Origin of the sequence: Exiguobacterium aestuarii (assembly GCF_020171655.1) — a bacterium.
Taxonomy (GTDB): Bacteria; Bacillota; Bacilli; order Exiguobacteriales; family Exiguobacteriaceae; genus Exiguobacterium; species Exiguobacterium aestuarii_A.
This window is the reverse complement of record NZ_JAIVAC010000001.1, coordinates 1163255-1180644: the sequence shown is the minus strand read 5'-3', so window position 1 is coordinate 1180644 and position 17390 is coordinate 1163255. Positions and strand designations below refer to the sequence as shown.

Here is a 17390-nt window from a genome sequence, read left to right as displayed (position 1 = left end):
CAGATGTACATGATTCAATTAACATTTCCAGATGGCGCGGTAAAAGAATTTGATGCCGGCGTCACAGCAGAAGACGTCGCAGGCTCAATCAGCCCGGGACTTCGCAAAAAAGCAATCGCAGCAAAACTAGACGGAGAACTTATCGACTACCGTCGTCCGATTGAACAGGACGGCAAAATCGAGCTCGTCATGCCAGATTCAGAGGACGGTCTCGATCTGATGCGTCACTCGTCAGCGCACTTGATGGCACAGGCAATCAAGCGTCTATATGGAGAAGAAAATAACATCTATCTCGGGATTGGACCAACAATCGAGAACGGATTCTATTACGACATCGAAATGGACCGCCGAATCAATGAGGAAGACCTTCCTGAGATTGAGAAAATGATGAAACGTATCGTCGATGAAAACTTAGAAATCACTCGTGAAGTCGTTTCACGTGACGAAGCGCTCGCTCGTTATAAAGAGTTGGGAGACCCACTCAAAATCGAGTTGATTGAAGACATTCCTGCCGATCAGACACTTACAATCTATCATCAAGGTGAATTCTTCGACCTTTGCCGAGGACCACATGTCCCATCGACTTCGAAGTTGAAAATCTTTAAATTGATGAGCGTGGCTGGAGCATACTGGCGTGGCGACTCTGACAACAAGATGTTACAGCGTATTTACGGGACGGCTTGGGCGACGAAAGAACAACTCGCCGAGCACTTGCGACTTCTTGAAGAAGCGAAAGAACGCGATCATCGTAAACTCGGAAAAGAACTCGATCTCTTCTTCGTCTCACAAGAAGTCGGTCAAGGACTTCCGATGTGGCTGCCTAAAGGTGCATCGATTCGTCGTACGGTCGAACGATACATCGTCGATAAAGAGCTCGAACTCGGATACCAACACGTCTATACACCGGTGCTTGGGTCGGTCGACTTGTATAAGACATCTGGACACTGGGACCACTATCAAGATGACATGTTCCCGAAAATGGAGATGGACAATGAGGAACTCGTCCTTCGTCCGATGAACTGTCCGCACCATATGACAATCTACAAACATGAGCCACGCTCATACCGTGAGCTTCCACTCCGGATCGCTGAGCTAGGTGGGATGCACCGCTACGAGATGTCCGGCGCGCTCACAGGACTTCAACGTGTCCGCTACATGGTCTTGAACGACGGGCATACGTTCGTGACACCTGAACAAATGAAACAAGAGTTCAAAGACATCGTTCACTTGATTCAAGAGGTGTATGCTGACTTTGGCATTAAAGATTATCGTTTCCGTCTCTCGTATCGCGATCCTGCCGATAAAGAGAAGTACTTCGACAACGATGCGATTTGGGAGATGGCACAGAGCCAGTTGAAAGAAACAATGGACGAGCTCGAGCTTCCATACTTCGAGGCAGAAGGGGAAGCGGCATTCTACGGACCGAAACTCGACGTGCAAGTACGCACGGCGCTCGGGAAAGAAGAGACGCTCTCGACTGTTCAACTTGACTTCTTACTCCCAGAACGTTTCGATTTGACGTACACAGGACCAGACGGGAAAGACCATCGTCCAATCGTCTTGCACCGTGGTGTCGTTTCGACGATGGAACGATTTGTTGCGTATTTGATCGAAGAATACAAAGGCGCATTCCCAACATGGCTCGCACCGGTACAAGTGAAATTGATTCCGGTATCACATGTCCATGATGAGTATGTCGCTGAAGTCAAAGCGGAACTCGTCAAGCGTGGGGTTCGCGTCGAAACGGACCTTCGTGACGAGAAACTCGGCTATAAGATTCGTGAAGCGCAAATGAAGAAGATTCCAATGACGCTCGTACTTGGGGACAAGGAACGTGATGAGCGTGCGGTCAACATTCGCCGTTACGGTCAACAAGAACAAGTATCAGCATCACTTGACGAATTCATCGCATCACTCACAGAAGAGATCGCGAACCGTTCACGCTAAGCAAGGAGCCACCTTTCCATCTAGAAAGGTGGCTTTTTTCGGTCTAAAGACGGATGTGTATTTTGTTGTCTGCACGTATCGTAAACAATAAGGAGTGATGATTCATGAATTATATGAAGCCAGTATTGGCACTTACTATTGGAGCAGTCGCATTTACAGGAGCACTTCCGAAAGTCGGGGCGGAGGCAATCGTCAATGACACGATTGTGACGCTCGGGGAATCGCTCTCTTCAGAACAACAAAAATGGGTACTTGAACGGATGGACGCGCCAGAAGGAATCGAACCGATTATCACGACGGCAGCGGATGAAGAAAAATATTTAGGAGATTCTGTCCCACAGGCGCAACGTGGGGGAGGTATGTATTCGTCCGCACGAATCAAATTGACGGACGGGACAGGTCTTGATATTCAAACTGAAAATGTGACGTGGGTCACGAAAGATATGTATGCGAACGCATTAGTCACGGCAGGTGTGACGGATGCGGACATTTATATCACGTCGCCAATCAACGTGACGGGTACGTCTGCTTTGACAGGGATCATGAAGGCGTATGATCAAACGGCGGCCGAAACCGGGATTGAACTGTCGGATGAACGAAAAGAACTTGCACAGGAAGAGTTGGCAGTGACGTCTGAAATCGGAAAGACGGTTGGTCAAGAGGATGTTGCCGGTCTCATGAACGAAATCAAAGCGGAAATCGCGAATCAAATGCCTGAGACGAATATTGAGATTCGCGACATCGTCATTCAAGTGTTGAATCAAAATAACGTCCAGCTGTCTGAAGGACAACTCGACCAATTGACGACATTATTTGAAAACATGCAACAAGCGAATCTGGATTGGTCTGCGATTAGTAACGGATTAAAAGATGCAGGTCAGGACGTACAGGCTTTTCTTGAACAAGAGGAAGTCCAAGGATTCTTTGCGAGACTATTTGAAGCAATTAGCAACTTCTTCAAGTCGCTCACGAATTAAATGTGTGTCATTGTGAAAAGAAGGAAAACTGGGTAAAAAAATCGTCTAACGGGGTAAATAACTTTCATCCATTATTTTAATCTTAGGGAGGAATCGTTATGCTCGGTGGTGTTCCGCTACATCCATTGCTCGTGCACGCTCCGATTGGTCTTCTACTGTTTGGGACGCTTTTGATTTTGATTAGCTTCAAATGGACAAGTTTTCGACTGTTTGCACTCGTCACGCTCGTTGCTGGATTAATATCGGGCGGAGTGGCATTTCTATCGGGTGACAGTGCCGAGGAGTATGCGGAAGCAAACCTTCCTTCGGTCACAGAGGCGATGATTGAAAACCATGAACATTTTGCCTTGTACAGCTTGATCGCGTTTGGCATCACTGTTGTCTTGCTTGCCATTGGATATCGTGCGAAAGGGAAGCTATGGATCACGCTTAGTTTTGTGATTGCACTCGTGGGAGCGGGACTTCTTGCATACGCCGGGCATCTCGGTGGACAGATGATTTACGCACAGTAAACATGAATAAACGTCCAATTCCATAGATTTGGAACTGGACGTTTTTATATGGTACATAAGCAGGACAGGTTTTTTTACACTTCAATACCATCGTTTATGAATATAGTTTTGAGCTGACTCGTGATCATCGACAATCTTTAATGTGATACGATTCATCTCTTCTAATAAGTCCGTTAATACTGCCTGTAACTTTTCATCTTCTAAGCCATGCGCCTGCATCGTTTTACTGACGATCTGCTGAACCTGGTCGTGATAGTCATGTTCACGCGAGACGTCTTTTCGCCAGTTCATGTAAATCCCTCCTTTGATAATTCATTATTCCCTTTGAAAAGGTATTGCGAAACGAGAGAATGACTGGTATCATCATAAAAGTGTGAGCTACCAATTATTCATGCGCGATATCTTGACATCTTTTCCTGCTAGTGCTAAGATGACATAGTGATTAAAAACAACAAAGCAGAAGCACCCGCTTTTCACCTCGTCTGAGAGTCATCAGGCAGGTCCATCAAGTTCTTGGTTCAATCGGCATCGTCTGCCGTTTTATGACCTCAACTGATGTGTGGGTGGGAAACTGCCGACGCTTTTTTTATTGCCATGTTGTCTTGTCAATCTAAATCTCGTGCAATCGCACGATGGAGGTGCTAACCATTAGCAAAGAGCTCTTTATCAACGAAAACATTCGTGCCCGTGAAGTACGTCTCATTGGCGCAGACGGCGCACAACTCGGTGTGAAATCGCGTAACGATGCGTTACGTTTAGCTGAAGAAGCAGAACTAGACTTAGTCTTAGTCGCGGACAAAGCGAATCCACCGGTCGCTAAAATTATGGATTATGGGAAGTACCGTTTCGAACTCCAGAAAAAGGAGAAAGAAGCGCGTAAAAACCAAAAAGTCATCCAAATGAAAGAAGTACGTCTCAGTCCAACAATCGAGGACAACGATTTCCAAACAAAATTGCGTAACGCACGCAAGTTCCTTGAAAAAGGAAACAAAGTGAAGGCTTCGATTCGTTTCCGCGGACGTGCCATCACACACTCGGAAATCGGGAAACGTGTTTTGGACAAAATGGCAGCGGAATGTGCCGATTTGGCAACAGTTGAACAAAAGCCGAAGATGGAAGGACGCAGCATGTTCTTAGTGCTGGCTCCGAACAAAGAAGATTAATCATCGATTCTCAGTGGGGAGGAAATACTCATGCCGAAAATGAAATCGCACCGTGGTGCTTCAAAACGTTTCAAACGTACAGCATCAGGTAAACTCAAGCGTTCACACGCTTACACAAGTCACTTGTTCGCAAACAAATCGACTAAAGCGAAACGTAAGCTCCGTAAAGGCGCTATCGTATCAGCTGGAGACTTCAAACGCATTCGCAACATGATCGCGAAGTAATACAGAAACAATTAGGAGGGAATCCATATGCCACGCGTAAAAGGCGGTTATACGACTCGTCAACGTCGTAAAAAGCAAATTAAACTTGCCAAAGGATACTTTGGTTCGAAACACATTCTATTTAAAGTAGCAAAACAACAGGTCATGAAGTCACTCATGTACGCTTACCGTGACCGTCGTCAGAAGAAACGTGATTTCCGTCGTCTTTGGATCACACGTATCAATGCGGCAGCACGTACAAACGGTCTCTCATACAGCCGTATGATGCACGGCCTCAAGCTTGCAGGAATCGACATCAACCGTAAGATGCTTGCTGAGCTTGCTGTGACAGATGCACAGGCATTCGCGTCACTCGCTGAAACAGCTAAATCAAAATTGAACGCGTAATCGTTCAATCGACAGCGCCGAGACACTCTCTCGGCGCTTTCTTTTTTCTTCAGAATTTCTTAGAATTAAGAGAAGGAGGAGAACGTATGAATCAATCAGTTGTCGCCATCGTTGCCCTTGCGCTGATCGTCTTGAACGTATACACCTATATCCAGGCAAAACGTTATACGCATGGCCAAGGTGATTTCAATGTGCTATACGCCTATGCGGGAGGAGCCATCGGTGCCTTGTTCGGTCTCCATTTGACACGTAAAAAGACCGTTCATGCCCCAAAACTGCTCCAATTACAAGTATTGATTTTAGCGGTAGGCTGGTCTTTAATGATTTTAGTACTGCTATAAGTGGAGATAGAGGAGGAACATCCGGTGAACTGGACAACATTGTTTGATCGGCAGCGCGAATTAGACGAGCGGATCAAAGCACAACATGGATTATCCGGCAATCAATTCGATGAACGGTTACTGGCGCTGCTTGTCGAACTCGGTGAACTGGCTAACGAAACACGTAGCTTTAAGTTTTGGTCGAAGAAAGGACCGTCGCCTCAAGATGTGATCTTAGAAGAATATGTAGACGGCATTCATTTCTTACTGTCACTCGGCCTTGCACTTGGATATGAACGAGACGCGTTTCCTGCGGGGAGCTCATATCTTGATGCGACTGATGCTTTTTTAGATATTTATCGAAAAGTGACGAACTTTGGTCTTTCGAAAACAGAAGCGATGTACGAGACGCTGATGGCAGCGTATCTTGAACTTGGCTATACGCTTGGGTTCAATGAACAACTCATTTTCATGGCGTATATGAACAAAAATGAAGTGAACCATGAGCGACAACAATTAGGCTATTAAGGAAAAGGAGCGGATTGGTATGAATGAATCGTTACATATGTTAAAACGTCTGACAGACGCAACTGGCGTCCCGGGAAATGAAGGGGAAGTCCGTCAGTTAATGCGTGAATACCTTGAACCACATGTCGAATCATTTGAACAAGACGGTCTCGGAAGTTTATTTGGTCGAGTGACTGGGAACGCAGAAGGTCCTCGTGTCATGATTGCAGGTCACATGGATGAGGTCGGCTTTATGGTCACGCGTGTGGAAGAAGGTGGTTTCCTACGTTTCCAAGCGCTTGGTGGATGGTGGAACCAAGTCCTATTGGCACAACGGATGGATGTGGTGACGCGTTCTGGTGAAAAAATCCCGGGAGTGATTGGTGCGAAACCACCACATGTCCTTCCCCTTGAAGCACGTAAAAAACCAGTTGAAATTAAAGACATGTTCTTAGATATCGGAGCGACATCAAAAGACGAAGTCGCCGAATGGGGAATTCGTCCGGGTGATACGGTCGTCCCGCATTGTGAATTCACGGTCATGAAAAATGAGAACTTCTTGATGGCGAAAGCTTGGGATAACCGAATCGGTTGTGCCATTGCCATTGAAGCAGCAAAACGCCTGAAAGAAGAAGCATTCCCAGGTGTCATCTATACAGGTGCGACGGTACAAGAAGAAGTTGGATTGCGTGGAGCGGTTACAGCGGCTAACTTGGTCCAACCGGATGTGGCGATTGCTGTCGATACAGGAATTCCAAGTGATACGCCAGGAATGACACCGGCAGAAGGGTTGTCAAAACTTGGTGATGGCGTTCAAGTCATCTTCTTTGATGCAACGACTGTGACGAATCCACGTCTCGTCGACCTCATTGTTGAGGTAGCAAAAGAAAACGACATCAAATATCAGCTTGATTTGACACCAGGTGGCGGAACAGACGCAGGACGATTCCATTTGTCTGGGATTGGAATGCCGGCGATCGCGTTGACAGTACCTGTTCGTTATTTACACACGAACGTGTCAATCATCCATAAAGACGACTACGAAGCAGCGATTGAACTCGTTGTCGCATTAACGAAACGCTTAGACCACGAGACGGTCCAATGGTTGAAAGAGGGATAATATGACGAAGATAACGTCTACGAAGAGCGAGACGATTAAACGATTAAAACGATTGATGACGAAAAAAGGACGCCAAGAAACCGGGCAATTCCTTGTAGAGGGAGAGCATTTGGTGGATGAGGCAATCCGAGCAGGTCGTCTCGTACAACTCATCATGGCAGAGTCGTACGTACCGAAAAAGACGTGGCGCATCGAGGACATGCCGGTGCTCGAGTTATCTGATCATGTCGCTGACCTGTTATCTGAGACAGAAAAGACACAAGGTGTGTTTGCTGTCGTGAAGATGACACCGGTAGAGCGTAAGATGAAGAAAGTTCTCGTGTTAGACCGGGTACAGGACCCAGGTAACCTAGGTACGATGATTCGGACGGCAGATGCAGCCGGATTTGATACGGTGCTCCTCGGGAAAGGGACGGTCGATCCGTTCAATGCCAAAGTCGTTCGTGCGACTCAAGGTTCCCTGTTTCACGTGAACGTGACTTCGGTTGACTTGCTTGAAAAACTACCTGAACTGAAAGAAGATGGTTTCCATGTGTATGGAACAGCCCTTTCGAAAGCGACATCGTATGAGCAGGTGGCATTTGAAGACAAAGTAGCTTTGGTCATCGGAAATGAAGCACAAGGTGTACATGCCGATGTGTTGGCACTGTGCGACACACGTGTCCATATTCCAGTACTCGGTGAGGCAGAATCGCTCAATGCGGCGGTCGCTGCTGGTATTTTAATGTATCGGATCGCTTTACAATAATCTTGTCAGCACGTGAAAAACGTGATAGGTTAAACACATCGATGAATATGATATGACGTTGAAAGAACATAGTAAGCGAATGACCGATTCCGTTCAGGGAGCATGGGCCGTGACTGAGAGCCTAAGCCGGAATCGTCGCTGAATTCACTCTGGAGTCGTGTTGGAGACAACACCGGTTTGGCATCTCGATAACGATGCTCTCAAGTGGGCCAACTATTGGCCAAGTAGGGTGGTACCGCGATGATTCGTCCCTTCAGTCAACGACTGAAGGGACTTTTTTTATGTAGAGGAGGAAGTGAACATATGAAAGAGCAATTAGAACAGTTACAAATGGAAGCACTTGAAGAAATCAAACAGGCATCCACACAAAAATCATTAAATGACGTCCGCATCAAATATTTAGGAAAAAAAGGTCCGATGACCGAGGTACTTCGTGGAATGGGTAAGTTATCCGCAGAGGAACGTCCAGTCATTGGTGAATTGGCGAATACGGTCCGTACGTCGATTCAAACGACGCTCGACGCTCGAATCGAAGAAGTGAAGGCAATCGAACTGGAAGAAAAGTTAAAAGCCGAAACGCTTGACGTGACGCTCCCGGGACGTACATCGGCTCCAGGGCACAGTCATCTGTTACAACAGATCATCGACGAGATGGAAGATTTATTCGTCGGACTTGGTTACACGATTGCAGAAGGTCCTGAAGTCGAAACGGACTTGTACAACTTTGAGATGCTCAACTTGCCAAAAGACCATCCAGCACGTGATATGCAAGACTCGTTCTATATTACCGAGGAAACGTTGCTCCGTACACATACGTCACCGGTACAAGCACGGACGATGCTAGAGGCGAACGGGAAACCGATTCGCATCATTTGCCCAGGAAAAGTATATCGTCGTGATGAAGATGACGCGACGCACTCGCATCAATTCATGCAAATCGAAGGGTTAGTCGTCGATGAGTCGATTTCGATGGCAGACTTAAAAGGGACGCTTGAAGTGTTCGTGAAGCAATTATTCGGTGAGGCACGTGAAATTCGTCTTCGCCCAAGCTTCTTCCCATTCACTGAGCCATCCGTTGAAGTTGATATTTCATGCTTCAAGTGTGGAGGAAAAGGTTGTAACGTCTGTAAGGGAACCGGCTGGATTGAAATTCTCGGAGGCGGGATGGTACATCCACATGTGTTAGAGATGGCAGGCTATGACTCGTCAAAAGTGTCAGGATTCGCATTCGGAATCGGTGTTGAGCGTATGGCGATGCTCAAACACGGTGTCGATGACATCCGCCACTTCTACACAAACGACTTACGCTTCATCGAGCAATTCTAAGGAGGAAGACAGATGTTACTATCAAAAAAATGGTTGAATCAATATATTGATGTGTCAGATTTGAGCGGAGAAACACTTGGCGACTTGATCACAAAAAACGGGATTGAAGTGGAAAGTGTCACAAACCGTGCAGAAGGACTTTCCGGGATTGTCGTCGGTCGTGTGCTTTCATGTGAGAAGCATCCAGAGGCGGATAAATTGAACGTGACAAAAGTAGACATCGGCGAATGTGATCCCGTTCAAATCGTCTGTGGCGCACCGAACGTACGCGAAGGTCAACACGTCATCGTGGCGAAAGTTGGCGCACGTTTACCGGGATTAAAAATTAAAAAGGCGAAACTTCGCGGTGTCGAATCTCAAGGAATGATCTGTTCGCTCGAGGAACTCGGATTCGAGAAGAAGCAAATTCGAGAAGATGAGCAAGACGGAATTCACACATTCCGTGAAGATGTCCAAGTTGGAGCGGACGTACTCGACTTACTCGACTTAAATGATGAGGTCATCGAGCTTGGCCTGACGCCGAACCGTTCGGACTGTTTGAGCCTTTATGGAATCATTCATGAAGTGGCGGCCATTCTAGAACGTCCGCACACGTTACCAGAAGCAGATGTCACGTCCTCTTCTGCGTCTGAAGTGTCGATTGAACTCGCTACAGCGAACTGCCCGTACTATGCGGCGCGTGAAGTACGAGGAGTCACAATCGCAGAATCTCCACAATGGCTTAAAAACATCTTGATTGCAGAGGGCGTTCGCCCAATCAATAACATTGTTGATGTGACGAACTACGTGATGCTTGAGATTGGTCAACCGCTCCACGCATTCGATGCGAAAAAACTCGGTCAATCGATTGTGGTCCGCCAGGCTGAGAATGGAGAAGAGATGGTTACACTGGATGATGTGACACGTAGGCTCGACGCTTCAATGATGGTCATCACAGATGGTCAGACACCGGTCGCAATCGCAGGTGTCATGGGTGGTGCGAACACTGAAGTGGACGCCTCTACGACAGATATCGTCTTGGAGTCAGCATACTTTGATCCGGCTTCAGTTCGTAAGACGAGCCGTACGCTCGGTCTTCGTTCTGACTCAAGCGCTCGTTTTGAAAAAGGTGTGGACCCGGAACGTGTCATGCTTGCGCTCGACCGTGCCGCTCAATTGATTGTGGAGCTCGGTGGAGGCGAGATTCGGGAAGCGACTGTTTCTGGTGAAAAAGCGTCACGCGCTCGTCAAATCGAAGTCTCGGTCGATTACATTAATAAACGTTTAGGGATGACACTCGATCGTCAAACGATTGAACGTATTCTAGAACGTCTCGGTCTAGCTACAGAAGGCGATGATGTATTGAGTGTCCATATCCCTTCTCGTCGTCCGGACTTAGAGCTGCCAGCTGACATCACGGAAGAAGTTGCGCGTCTATACGGATATGACAGCCTCCCGTCGACGTTACCTGCATCTCAGTCGAAAGGCTATTTACCAGCAATCAACGTGTTGCGCAGAAAGACACGCCGCATGTTACAAGGTGTCGGATTATCACAAGCGATCACCTATTCATTAACGAGTGAGGCACATGCGACACGTTTTGGTGGTCAAGCCGATCAACTCGTCCGTCTAGCGATGCCGATGAGTGAAGAGCGTTCTGTACTTCGTACATCACTCATCCCTGGGTTGTTAGAGGCGGCACGTTATAACACGGCGCGTCAACAATCAAACGTCGCACTCTACGAAACAGGGCGTGTCTATACAGAGCAAGGTGATACGTTACCACGTGAAAAAGAACGAGTGGCGGGAGTTGTCACAGGTCTTTGGATGGATCATCGTTCACAAGGCACTCGGATTCCGGTCGACTACTTTGTCGCGAAAGGGATTGTCGACACGTTGGTTCAAACACTTCGTCTTGATGTCACGTATGAAGCGGTATCGATGCCAGATATGCATCCAGGTCGCACGGCGAACATTTTGATGAACGGTGACGTCATCGGTTATGTTGGACAAGTGCATCCAGGAACGTCAAAAGAAGTCTATGGGATGAAAGAAGTGTATGTGTTTGAACTCGACCTATTGGCACTTAGTGGGGAAGAGACAATTCTTTATCAAGACGTGCCACGTTATCCATCGATTTCACGAGATTTGGCACTCGTTTTGCCACGTTCGATTCCGGCTGGAACAGTGGAGCAAACAATCCGTGAAGCGGCAGGTCCACTCTTGATCGATCTCGTCTTGTTTGACGTATATACAGGGGAGAATGTTGGACCAGAAGAGAAGTCGATTGCCTTCTCACTCAAGTTCCAAGACCCGTCACGAACGTTACAAGATGAAGAAGTAACCGCAGCATATGAAACAATCGTCGAAGCAGTCCGTGCAGCACACGGCGCTGAAGTACGAGCGTAAAAATAAGGAGCGTTGTCCGATTTGGACAGCGCTCCTTATTTCATTGGATTTCAAGGGCAAGGTCACCGAACTTCGTCCAACCGACGAGGCTCGTGACACGATAAAGTGCCCAGGTAATGAGTGCAGGAAGAACAACACCCGTCATCGTGAAGATGAGAAACGCGTTCATTCCTTGTACCGCTAAAATTTGAAGCGGGGCAATGAGAGAGTTGAGTCCGAGACCGGCGATTTCATACGGCACTTGTAATGAGAACATTAACGTGGCAATCGGTGCTGAGATCATCGCTGCAATGAATGGTGGAACGACGATTCGCGGATTTTTGATGATGTTCGGGAACTGAACTTTCGGCGTGACAAAGAAGGAAGCGACTAAGCCACCTGGATCCGTTTGACGATACGCCATCAATGTAAATCCGACAAACTGAGCAGAACAACCAATCAATGCGGCAGCACTGGCGACAGGGTCTAATTGAAGAGCGATGGCGAGTGCGGCCGATGAAGCAGGTGACATGAGCATGACACTGAAGACAAGGGCGATGACGAGAGATGTCGCGATTGGTGACGTTTCAACGGACGCTGTGATTCCTTGGCTAATGGAGTTGATGAGAGGAGTCGTGACTGCCGCTGCGGCAACACCGACGATTCCACCTCCGAGAACGGCTGTTACGGGTACGACCATCATGTCGAACTTTGTTTTTCCGAGAACGCGTTTACCGAGCCATACTGCTGCTGCAGCTGCAATCAATGCACTAATCGGTTGACCTGGAACGAGGACGAGCCCACTTTCGGTCGCTTTTAAAGCAGCACCGCCAATCGTTGCGGCAATCATGGCGCTAAACAAGATGAGCGTGTTCCCACCGAGTTGAAAGGCAACACCGGCTCCTAGTGCTGGTGCCAACAAAGATTTCGCAACTTGCCCGATTTGAACGAGCATCGCGATCCCGGTCAAATTACCGATCGTCTCAATCAATAGACCAACACCGAGCGTGACGAGTACGGCGTTTGCCATCCCTGCTGAAATTTTTACCATTCGATCCATCATATACTGCTTCACTTCCATCATCTCCTCTTTGTCTATGTGCCAATAAAAAAACCTATCCAATTAGGATAGGCGCGAGTTACATGTGCAGGCGCCTGTCCGATTACCACGGGAACAAGGGCCTGAAAAGTCGTTTTTCAAAAACAAAACGATTTCAGTCCCTCAGTCGAATAATAATCAGCAGGCTGTTCATATGTACGGGTTTGAACATCTCAAGCATCTCCTCTTTGTTGGATTTGCTAAAGAATACCACCTATTTTTGTAATAATCAATATTTTCTGAAAATAAACTGAAAAAATTCAGGATGTATGGTGGCATCCTGAATCAGCTCATTTGTAGAGAGCGTGCTTGAATTTGATCATCGATGAATTTCATCGACAACGAATTGAATTGCTCGGGTTGGTCCACATTCACGACGTGACCAGAGTCTGCAACGATTTCGACATTGGCAGTCGGTTGGTGTTTTGCGGTCCGTTCCACAGCTTCGAGGAACATATAATCTTCATCGCCCATGATATATAAAATCGGGACGTTCGTTTGAATCGAAGTGATTTGATTTAATAATGGATTGATGTTCTCAGTCATCTTAAACCAGCGAATAAATTCGCGTTGACACAAATTCGCAGCGTCACGAACAAACATCATCCGTGATTTTTTATGCCGTTTTTTCGGCAGTAAAATCCAAGCGAACAATTTGTATAACCACATATAGGGTACGAAATTTTGAACGAGGCTACCGAGTCGAATGAGCAGTGTCGAACGAACGTTGAATTTGACGATGGCGCCTCCAAGGACGACCGACGCAATCCGGTCCGGATAATGTTCAAACATCGCCTGAATCACAATCGTACCTAAAGAAAGTCCGACCATATGACCTTTTTCGATGTCTAAGTGATCCATGACCTCGATGACGTCTTTTGCGACGACATCGAACGTATAGGCGTTCAACGGTTGTTTGAGCGATTGTTCGGCATCGTATGAACCGCCGTGTCCACGTAAATCGACGAGCAACACATTATATTTCTTACGGAATGGGCGAAGTTGACGATACCAATGCGACAAACTTCCACCGGCTCCGTGAATGAAGACGACCCAAGGATGGTCATCGCTGATTGTATAGGTTTTATAATGCAACATGAACGCTATCCTCCAAAAATTTTAAGTTCATTTAACCATAAAATGAGTATATCATATTTGAAATCGAACCTCTACAGACGACGTTCGTTTAAGTTTATTGCTTTTTTTGTGTTGGCAAAATGGACTTTAGCAATCTTTTGTAAATATTCCTGTCCATGACGTCGGATGATCTGAGCGGCCACTTGGTCGACTTTTGCCCCTGCCCCTTTCGGAAGGGTCAATCCTGCTTGTTTACTTAGTTTGTCCATCTCTTTTAAGAAAAAGGCACGGGCTAAGATGGAAGCGGCGGCGACTGCGACATGTAGTCCTTCCGCTTTTGTTGAAAAGTAGACGTCATCACGGACGACATCGCGCTCTGCCCGTAGATGTTGATAGTAGACCGACTTTTCGGCAAACTGATCGATCAGGATGGCGTCAGGTTTCTGTTCCAGTTTTTCAAGCAAGGCATGAAGTGCAGCGTTATGTGCGATGGCGGTCATTTTGCCTTGTGTCATCGTGCGTTGCATCTTATTATACGTCGGGTTGTGTAGTGTCGCCTTTTGATATGGAATGGTTGCGTGTAAATCTCTAGCGATTCGGATGATTTCAGGATCAGATAGCTGTTTTGAGTCTTTGACACCGAGCTCTTTGACGAGTGCGATTTGGTCGCGTGATACAAAAGCAGACACGACGACGAGTGGTCCGAAATAATCCCCTTTTCCGACTTCATCGCTCCCGATGACAGACCAATTCGAAAAGCCTTCAGGTAATGTCGTCTTCGGTGGAGACGCTTGTTTTTTCTTGGCAGGGGTTCCCCATTTCACTGCCTCGGAATCTGCATCTTTACCTTGGAACATCACTTTACCCGATTGATAAATCGTGACGACAAATCCAGGGGTTTTTGCACTGAAAGTCGCGTAAGGAGGCGGGGTGACTGCATACTTGTGATACATGGTTTTTAGTTTTTCTTGATCAGCAGTTGATAGCTTGATGACTTGGTTGCCCAAAATGAGCACTTCCTTTCTGTCTGGCAAATTCATTTTACATTTTTTTATGATTTTTTGAAACCGATGATGAGGTTTTATCGTATATGAAAGTGATTAGAGTAAAGTGAGGTGAGATGGACGTGTGGTGGCGCGATGACACGAATCAAGATGAGGTAGAGGAATTGTACAAGCACATTCTCGAACTCGAAGCGAGAATTGCCAAATTAGTGGCTCATCAAGTGAGAGTGCGTCGGCTGCTGATGCAAGATTCTTCTGAGGACGTGACGGATCAAGTGGTTCAGGTTCAAAAAGAAGTTGAATATTTTTTAAACCGGATGCGACTCGAACGTCAAGAACTCGTCGATGTATATAATCGACGGCGCATTGAACAATCGATTGGTCGAGTTCGGGAAGCGAACGATCTATCCACGTCGTCCCTATCCGAATGGGATAAGATTGAGGATCAGCTCGCCCTTGAAGTCGAGCAACTTCGACGTATGTTATTTATGGAACAGCAACGTCGACAGGAGGGGTGGTAATGGAGGCAATCGATCAACTGTACTGGTGGGTGTTGATCATCGCTGGTTTTGGAACCTTCATCTATATGATGTTCTCTGATGCTTTTGACATGTTTGAAGGCTGGTTTAACCCTGCAGTTATTTTATCGTTTTTAGCACTCGGTGCTGGAATCGGACTCATTTTAAACGCATTGGCGCACGTGTCACCGGTGATTGGACTTGCTGTCGCATTGGTCGGGTCGCTCGCTCTGACAACACTTCTCTATTTGTTCGTGTTGTTACCATTATCCAATGCTGAAGAGTCAATCGGATTGACAGATGAAGCGTTGGTAGGACAAATCGGACGGTTGACAGTACCAATCCCAGAAGGCGGATACGGTGAAGTTATGATTGAGACAGTGACCGGGTCCCTTTTGAAGACAGCTCAAAGTTTAGATGGGACATCGATTTCCACGGACCATCGCGTCATTATTATTGAAGTGAAAAGTAATATCGCCATCGTCATGACATATGACGAACCTACGATTCGAGAGGAGAAATAACTTATGAATACGGCTATTTTAGTCAGCATCATCGTCGGGGTCATCATCCTCGCACTCGTGTTTGTATTCGTTTTGAAATACCGTACGGTCGGACCTGACGAAGCGTTGATTGTAACAGGTAGTTATTTAGGCAAGAAAAATGTACATAGCGACACCTCGGGTAACCGTGTCAAAATCATTCGTGGTGGAGGAACGTTCGTCCTCCCAGTGTTCCAACAAGCAGAACCACTCAGTTTACTCTCTAGCAAGCTAGAGGTCACAACGCCTGAAGTGTATACCGAACAAGGTGTACCGGTCATGGCGGACGGAACGGCCATCATTAAAATCGGCGGGTCAATCAGTGAAATTGCGACAGCCGCAGAACAGTTCCTCGGAAAACCGAAAGTTGAACGAGAAAACGAGGCGAAAGAAGTATTAGAGGGTCATTTGCGATCTATTCTTGGTTCGATGACGGTTGAAGAAATTTACAAAAACCGAGACAAGTTTTCTCAAGAAGTCCAACGCGTCGCCTCTCAAGACTTAGCGAAGATGGGGCTTGTCATCGTCTCCTTCACAATCAAAGATGTTCGAGATAAAAATGGTTATTTAGAATCACTCGGTAAACCTCGTATCGCGCAAGTGAAGCGTGATGCCGATATCGCAACAGCGGAAGCGGATAAAGAAACGCGCATCAAACAGGCGGAAGCGATGAAAGATGCGAAAAAAGCAGAGTTAGAACGAGCATCAGAAATCGCAGAAGCAGAGAAAGAGAATCAGCTCCGGATTGCGGCATACCGTCGCGAGCAAGACGTTGCCAAAGCCCGGGCCGACCAAGCGTACGAGCTCGAGGAAGCACGTGCGAAACAAGAAGTTACAGAACAACAAATGCAAGTTCAAATCATCGAGCGTCAAAAGCAAATCGAGCTCGAAGAGAAAGAAATCATGCGTCGTGAGAAACAGTATGATTCAGAAGTGAAGAAAAAAGCCGATGCGGACCGTTACTCAATCGAACAATCGGCCGCTGCGGATAAAGCACGTCAAATCGCAAGCGCAGATGCCGAGAAATATCGCATCGAAGCACAAGCGAAAGCGGATGCGGAACGAGTTCGTTTGGCTGGTCTTGCTGAAGCCGATTCTGAACGCGCGAAAGGTGAAGCGGAAGCTGAAATCATTCGCTTGACGGGTCTCGCGGAAGCGGAAGCGAAAGAGAAAATCGCCGAGGCGTTCGCTCAATATGGGCAGGCAGCGATTCTCGATATGGTCGTCAAAATGCTTCCGGATTATGCGAAGGAAATTGCGGCACCACTTGGCAACATCGATCAAATCACGGTCGTCGACACAGGCGGTGGTCAAAACGGTGGAGCAGGGAAGGTGACGGGATATGCAACGGACCTTATGGCTTCATTGCAACAAACGTTGAAAGCCTCTTCGGGTATCGATATGAAAGACTTGCTCGAGAACTTTGCCGGTAAAGGGAATGTCGCGAAGGCACCTGCACCGGAGCGAGAGTTAGCGGATACGACGGTCGCTGCATCAAAAGAATAATTGACACGAGCCATAGACATCGTCTATGGCTCTGATTTTTGTACA

General features: G+C 47.0%; 19 protein-coding genes. 15 read left to right on the top strand and 4 right to left on the bottom strand.

What is annotated here, in order from left to right:
* Positions 1-3 precede the first annotated feature (3 nt).
* The 3 genes from thrS (at position 4) to LCM29_RS06250 (ending at position 3436) form a co-directional block, all read left to right on the top strand.
* On the top strand, positions 4-1947 hold the full coding sequence (gene thrS / locus LCM29_RS06260) for a threonine--tRNA ligase (protein WP_214782220.1): 1944 nt from the start codon (positions 4-6) through the stop codon (positions 1945-1947).
* Between the two features lie 104 nt (positions 1948-2051).
* Positions 2052-2924 carry a DUF1002 domain-containing protein gene (locus LCM29_RS06255; protein WP_224861528.1) on the top strand — a complete coding sequence of 291 codons (873 nt, stop codon included), beginning with the start codon at positions 2052-2054 and terminating at the stop codon, positions 2922-2924.
* A 98-nt stretch (positions 2925-3022) separates the two neighbouring features.
* A complete protein-coding gene (locus LCM29_RS06250) occupies positions 3023-3436 on the top strand; it encodes a DUF2231 domain-containing protein (RefSeq protein WP_224861526.1) in 414 nt (137 codons plus the stop codon).
* Positions 3437-3517: 81 nt separating this feature from the next.
* Here the strand turns inward: LCM29_RS06250 and LCM29_RS06245 are convergent, their stop codons facing one another.
* Positions 3518-3727 carry a hypothetical protein gene (locus LCM29_RS06245; protein ID WP_012726699.1) on the bottom strand — a complete coding sequence of 70 codons (210 nt, stop codon included), beginning with the start codon at positions 3725-3727 and terminating at the stop codon, positions 3518-3520.
* Between the two features lie 341 nt (positions 3728-4068).
* On the opposite strand from LCM29_RS06245, the gene infC reads away from it, so the two are divergent.
* From infC to pheT, 9 genes are all read left to right on the top strand, one after another.
* Positions 4069-4599, top strand: coding sequence for a translation initiation factor IF-3 (gene infC, locus LCM29_RS06240; protein ID WP_074033409.1), 531 nt, complete (start codon positions 4069-4071; stop codon positions 4597-4599).
* 30 nt (positions 4600-4629) lie between these two features.
* Positions 4630-4824: a 50S ribosomal protein L35 gene (gene rpmI, locus LCM29_RS06235; RefSeq protein ID WP_012726697.1), complete on the top strand. Its 195-nt coding sequence runs from the start codon at positions 4630-4632 to the stop codon at positions 4822-4824.
* A 27-nt stretch (positions 4825-4851) separates the two neighbouring features.
* Positions 4852-5211, top strand: coding sequence for a 50S ribosomal protein L20 (rplT, locus tag LCM29_RS06230; protein WP_012726696.1), 360 nt, complete (start codon positions 4852-4854; stop codon positions 5209-5211).
* An 86-nt stretch (positions 5212-5297) separates the two neighbouring features.
* Positions 5298-5552, top strand: coding sequence for a hypothetical protein (locus tag LCM29_RS06225; protein ID WP_214693206.1), 255 nt, complete (start codon positions 5298-5300; stop codon positions 5550-5552).
* Positions 5553-5576: 24 nt separating this feature from the next.
* Entirely contained in the window at positions 5577-6059 is a 483-nt protein-coding gene (locus LCM29_RS06220; protein ID WP_074033407.1) for a dUTP diphosphatase, read from the top strand.
* A gap of 19 nt (positions 6060-6078) precedes the next feature.
* On the top strand, positions 6079-7158 hold the full coding sequence (locus LCM29_RS06215; RefSeq protein WP_214749307.1) for a M42 family metallopeptidase: 1080 nt from the start codon (positions 6079-6081) through the stop codon (positions 7156-7158).
* Position 7159: 1 nt separating this feature from the next.
* Positions 7160-7906, top strand: a complete 747-nt coding sequence (locus tag LCM29_RS06210; RefSeq protein WP_074033405.1) for a TrmH family RNA methyltransferase — start codon at positions 7160-7162, stop codon at positions 7904-7906.
* 303 nt (positions 7907-8209) lie between these two features.
* Complete coding sequence (gene pheS, locus LCM29_RS06205) at positions 8210-9232, top strand: phenylalanine--tRNA ligase subunit alpha (protein WP_224861524.1); 1023 nt, start codon at positions 8210-8212, stop codon at positions 9230-9232.
* 12 nt (positions 9233-9244) lie between these two features.
* Complete coding sequence (gene pheT / locus LCM29_RS06200; protein ID WP_224861522.1) at positions 9245-11620, top strand: phenylalanine--tRNA ligase subunit beta; 2376 nt, start codon at positions 9245-9247, stop codon at positions 11618-11620.
* Positions 11621-11660: 40 nt separating this feature from the next.
* On the opposite strand, the gene LCM29_RS06195 is transcribed toward pheT, so the two are convergent.
* The 3 genes from LCM29_RS06195 to rnhC form a co-directional block, all read right to left on the bottom strand.
* A complete protein-coding gene (locus tag LCM29_RS06195; RefSeq protein WP_224861520.1) occupies positions 11661-12683 on the bottom strand; it encodes a PTS transporter subunit IIC in 1023 nt (340 codons plus the stop codon).
* A 300-nt stretch (positions 12684-12983) separates the two neighbouring features.
* Complete coding sequence (locus LCM29_RS06190; RefSeq protein WP_224861518.1) at positions 12984-13796, bottom strand: alpha/beta fold hydrolase; 813 nt, start codon at positions 13794-13796, stop codon at positions 12984-12986.
* Between the two features lie 71 nt (positions 13797-13867).
* Entirely contained in the window at positions 13868-14782 is a 915-nt protein-coding gene (gene rnhC, locus LCM29_RS06185; protein ID WP_224861516.1) for a ribonuclease HIII, read from the bottom strand.
* Between the two features lie 119 nt (positions 14783-14901).
* On the opposite strand from rnhC, the gene LCM29_RS06180 reads away from it, so the two are divergent.
* Genes LCM29_RS06180 through LCM29_RS06170 form a run of 3 tightly spaced genes read left to right on the top strand, consistent with a single transcriptional unit; the run spans position 14902 to position 17345 of the window.
* Positions 14902-15300 (top strand): hypothetical protein, encoded by a 399-nt coding sequence (locus LCM29_RS06180; RefSeq protein WP_214749292.1) that lies wholly within the window; start codon positions 14902-14904, stop codon positions 15298-15300.
* Positions 15300-15821, top strand: a complete 522-nt coding sequence (locus tag LCM29_RS06175) for an NfeD family protein (RefSeq protein ID WP_214749289.1) — start codon at positions 15300-15302, stop codon at positions 15819-15821. The genes LCM29_RS06180 and LCM29_RS06175 overlap by 1 nt, the downstream gene beginning before the upstream one ends.
* Positions 15822-15824: 3 nt before the next feature.
* Positions 15825-17345 carry a flotillin family protein gene (locus LCM29_RS06170; protein WP_214693180.1) on the top strand — a complete coding sequence of 507 codons (1521 nt, stop codon included), beginning with the start codon at positions 15825-15827 and terminating at the stop codon, positions 17343-17345.
* Positions 17346-17390 lie beyond the last annotated feature (45 nt).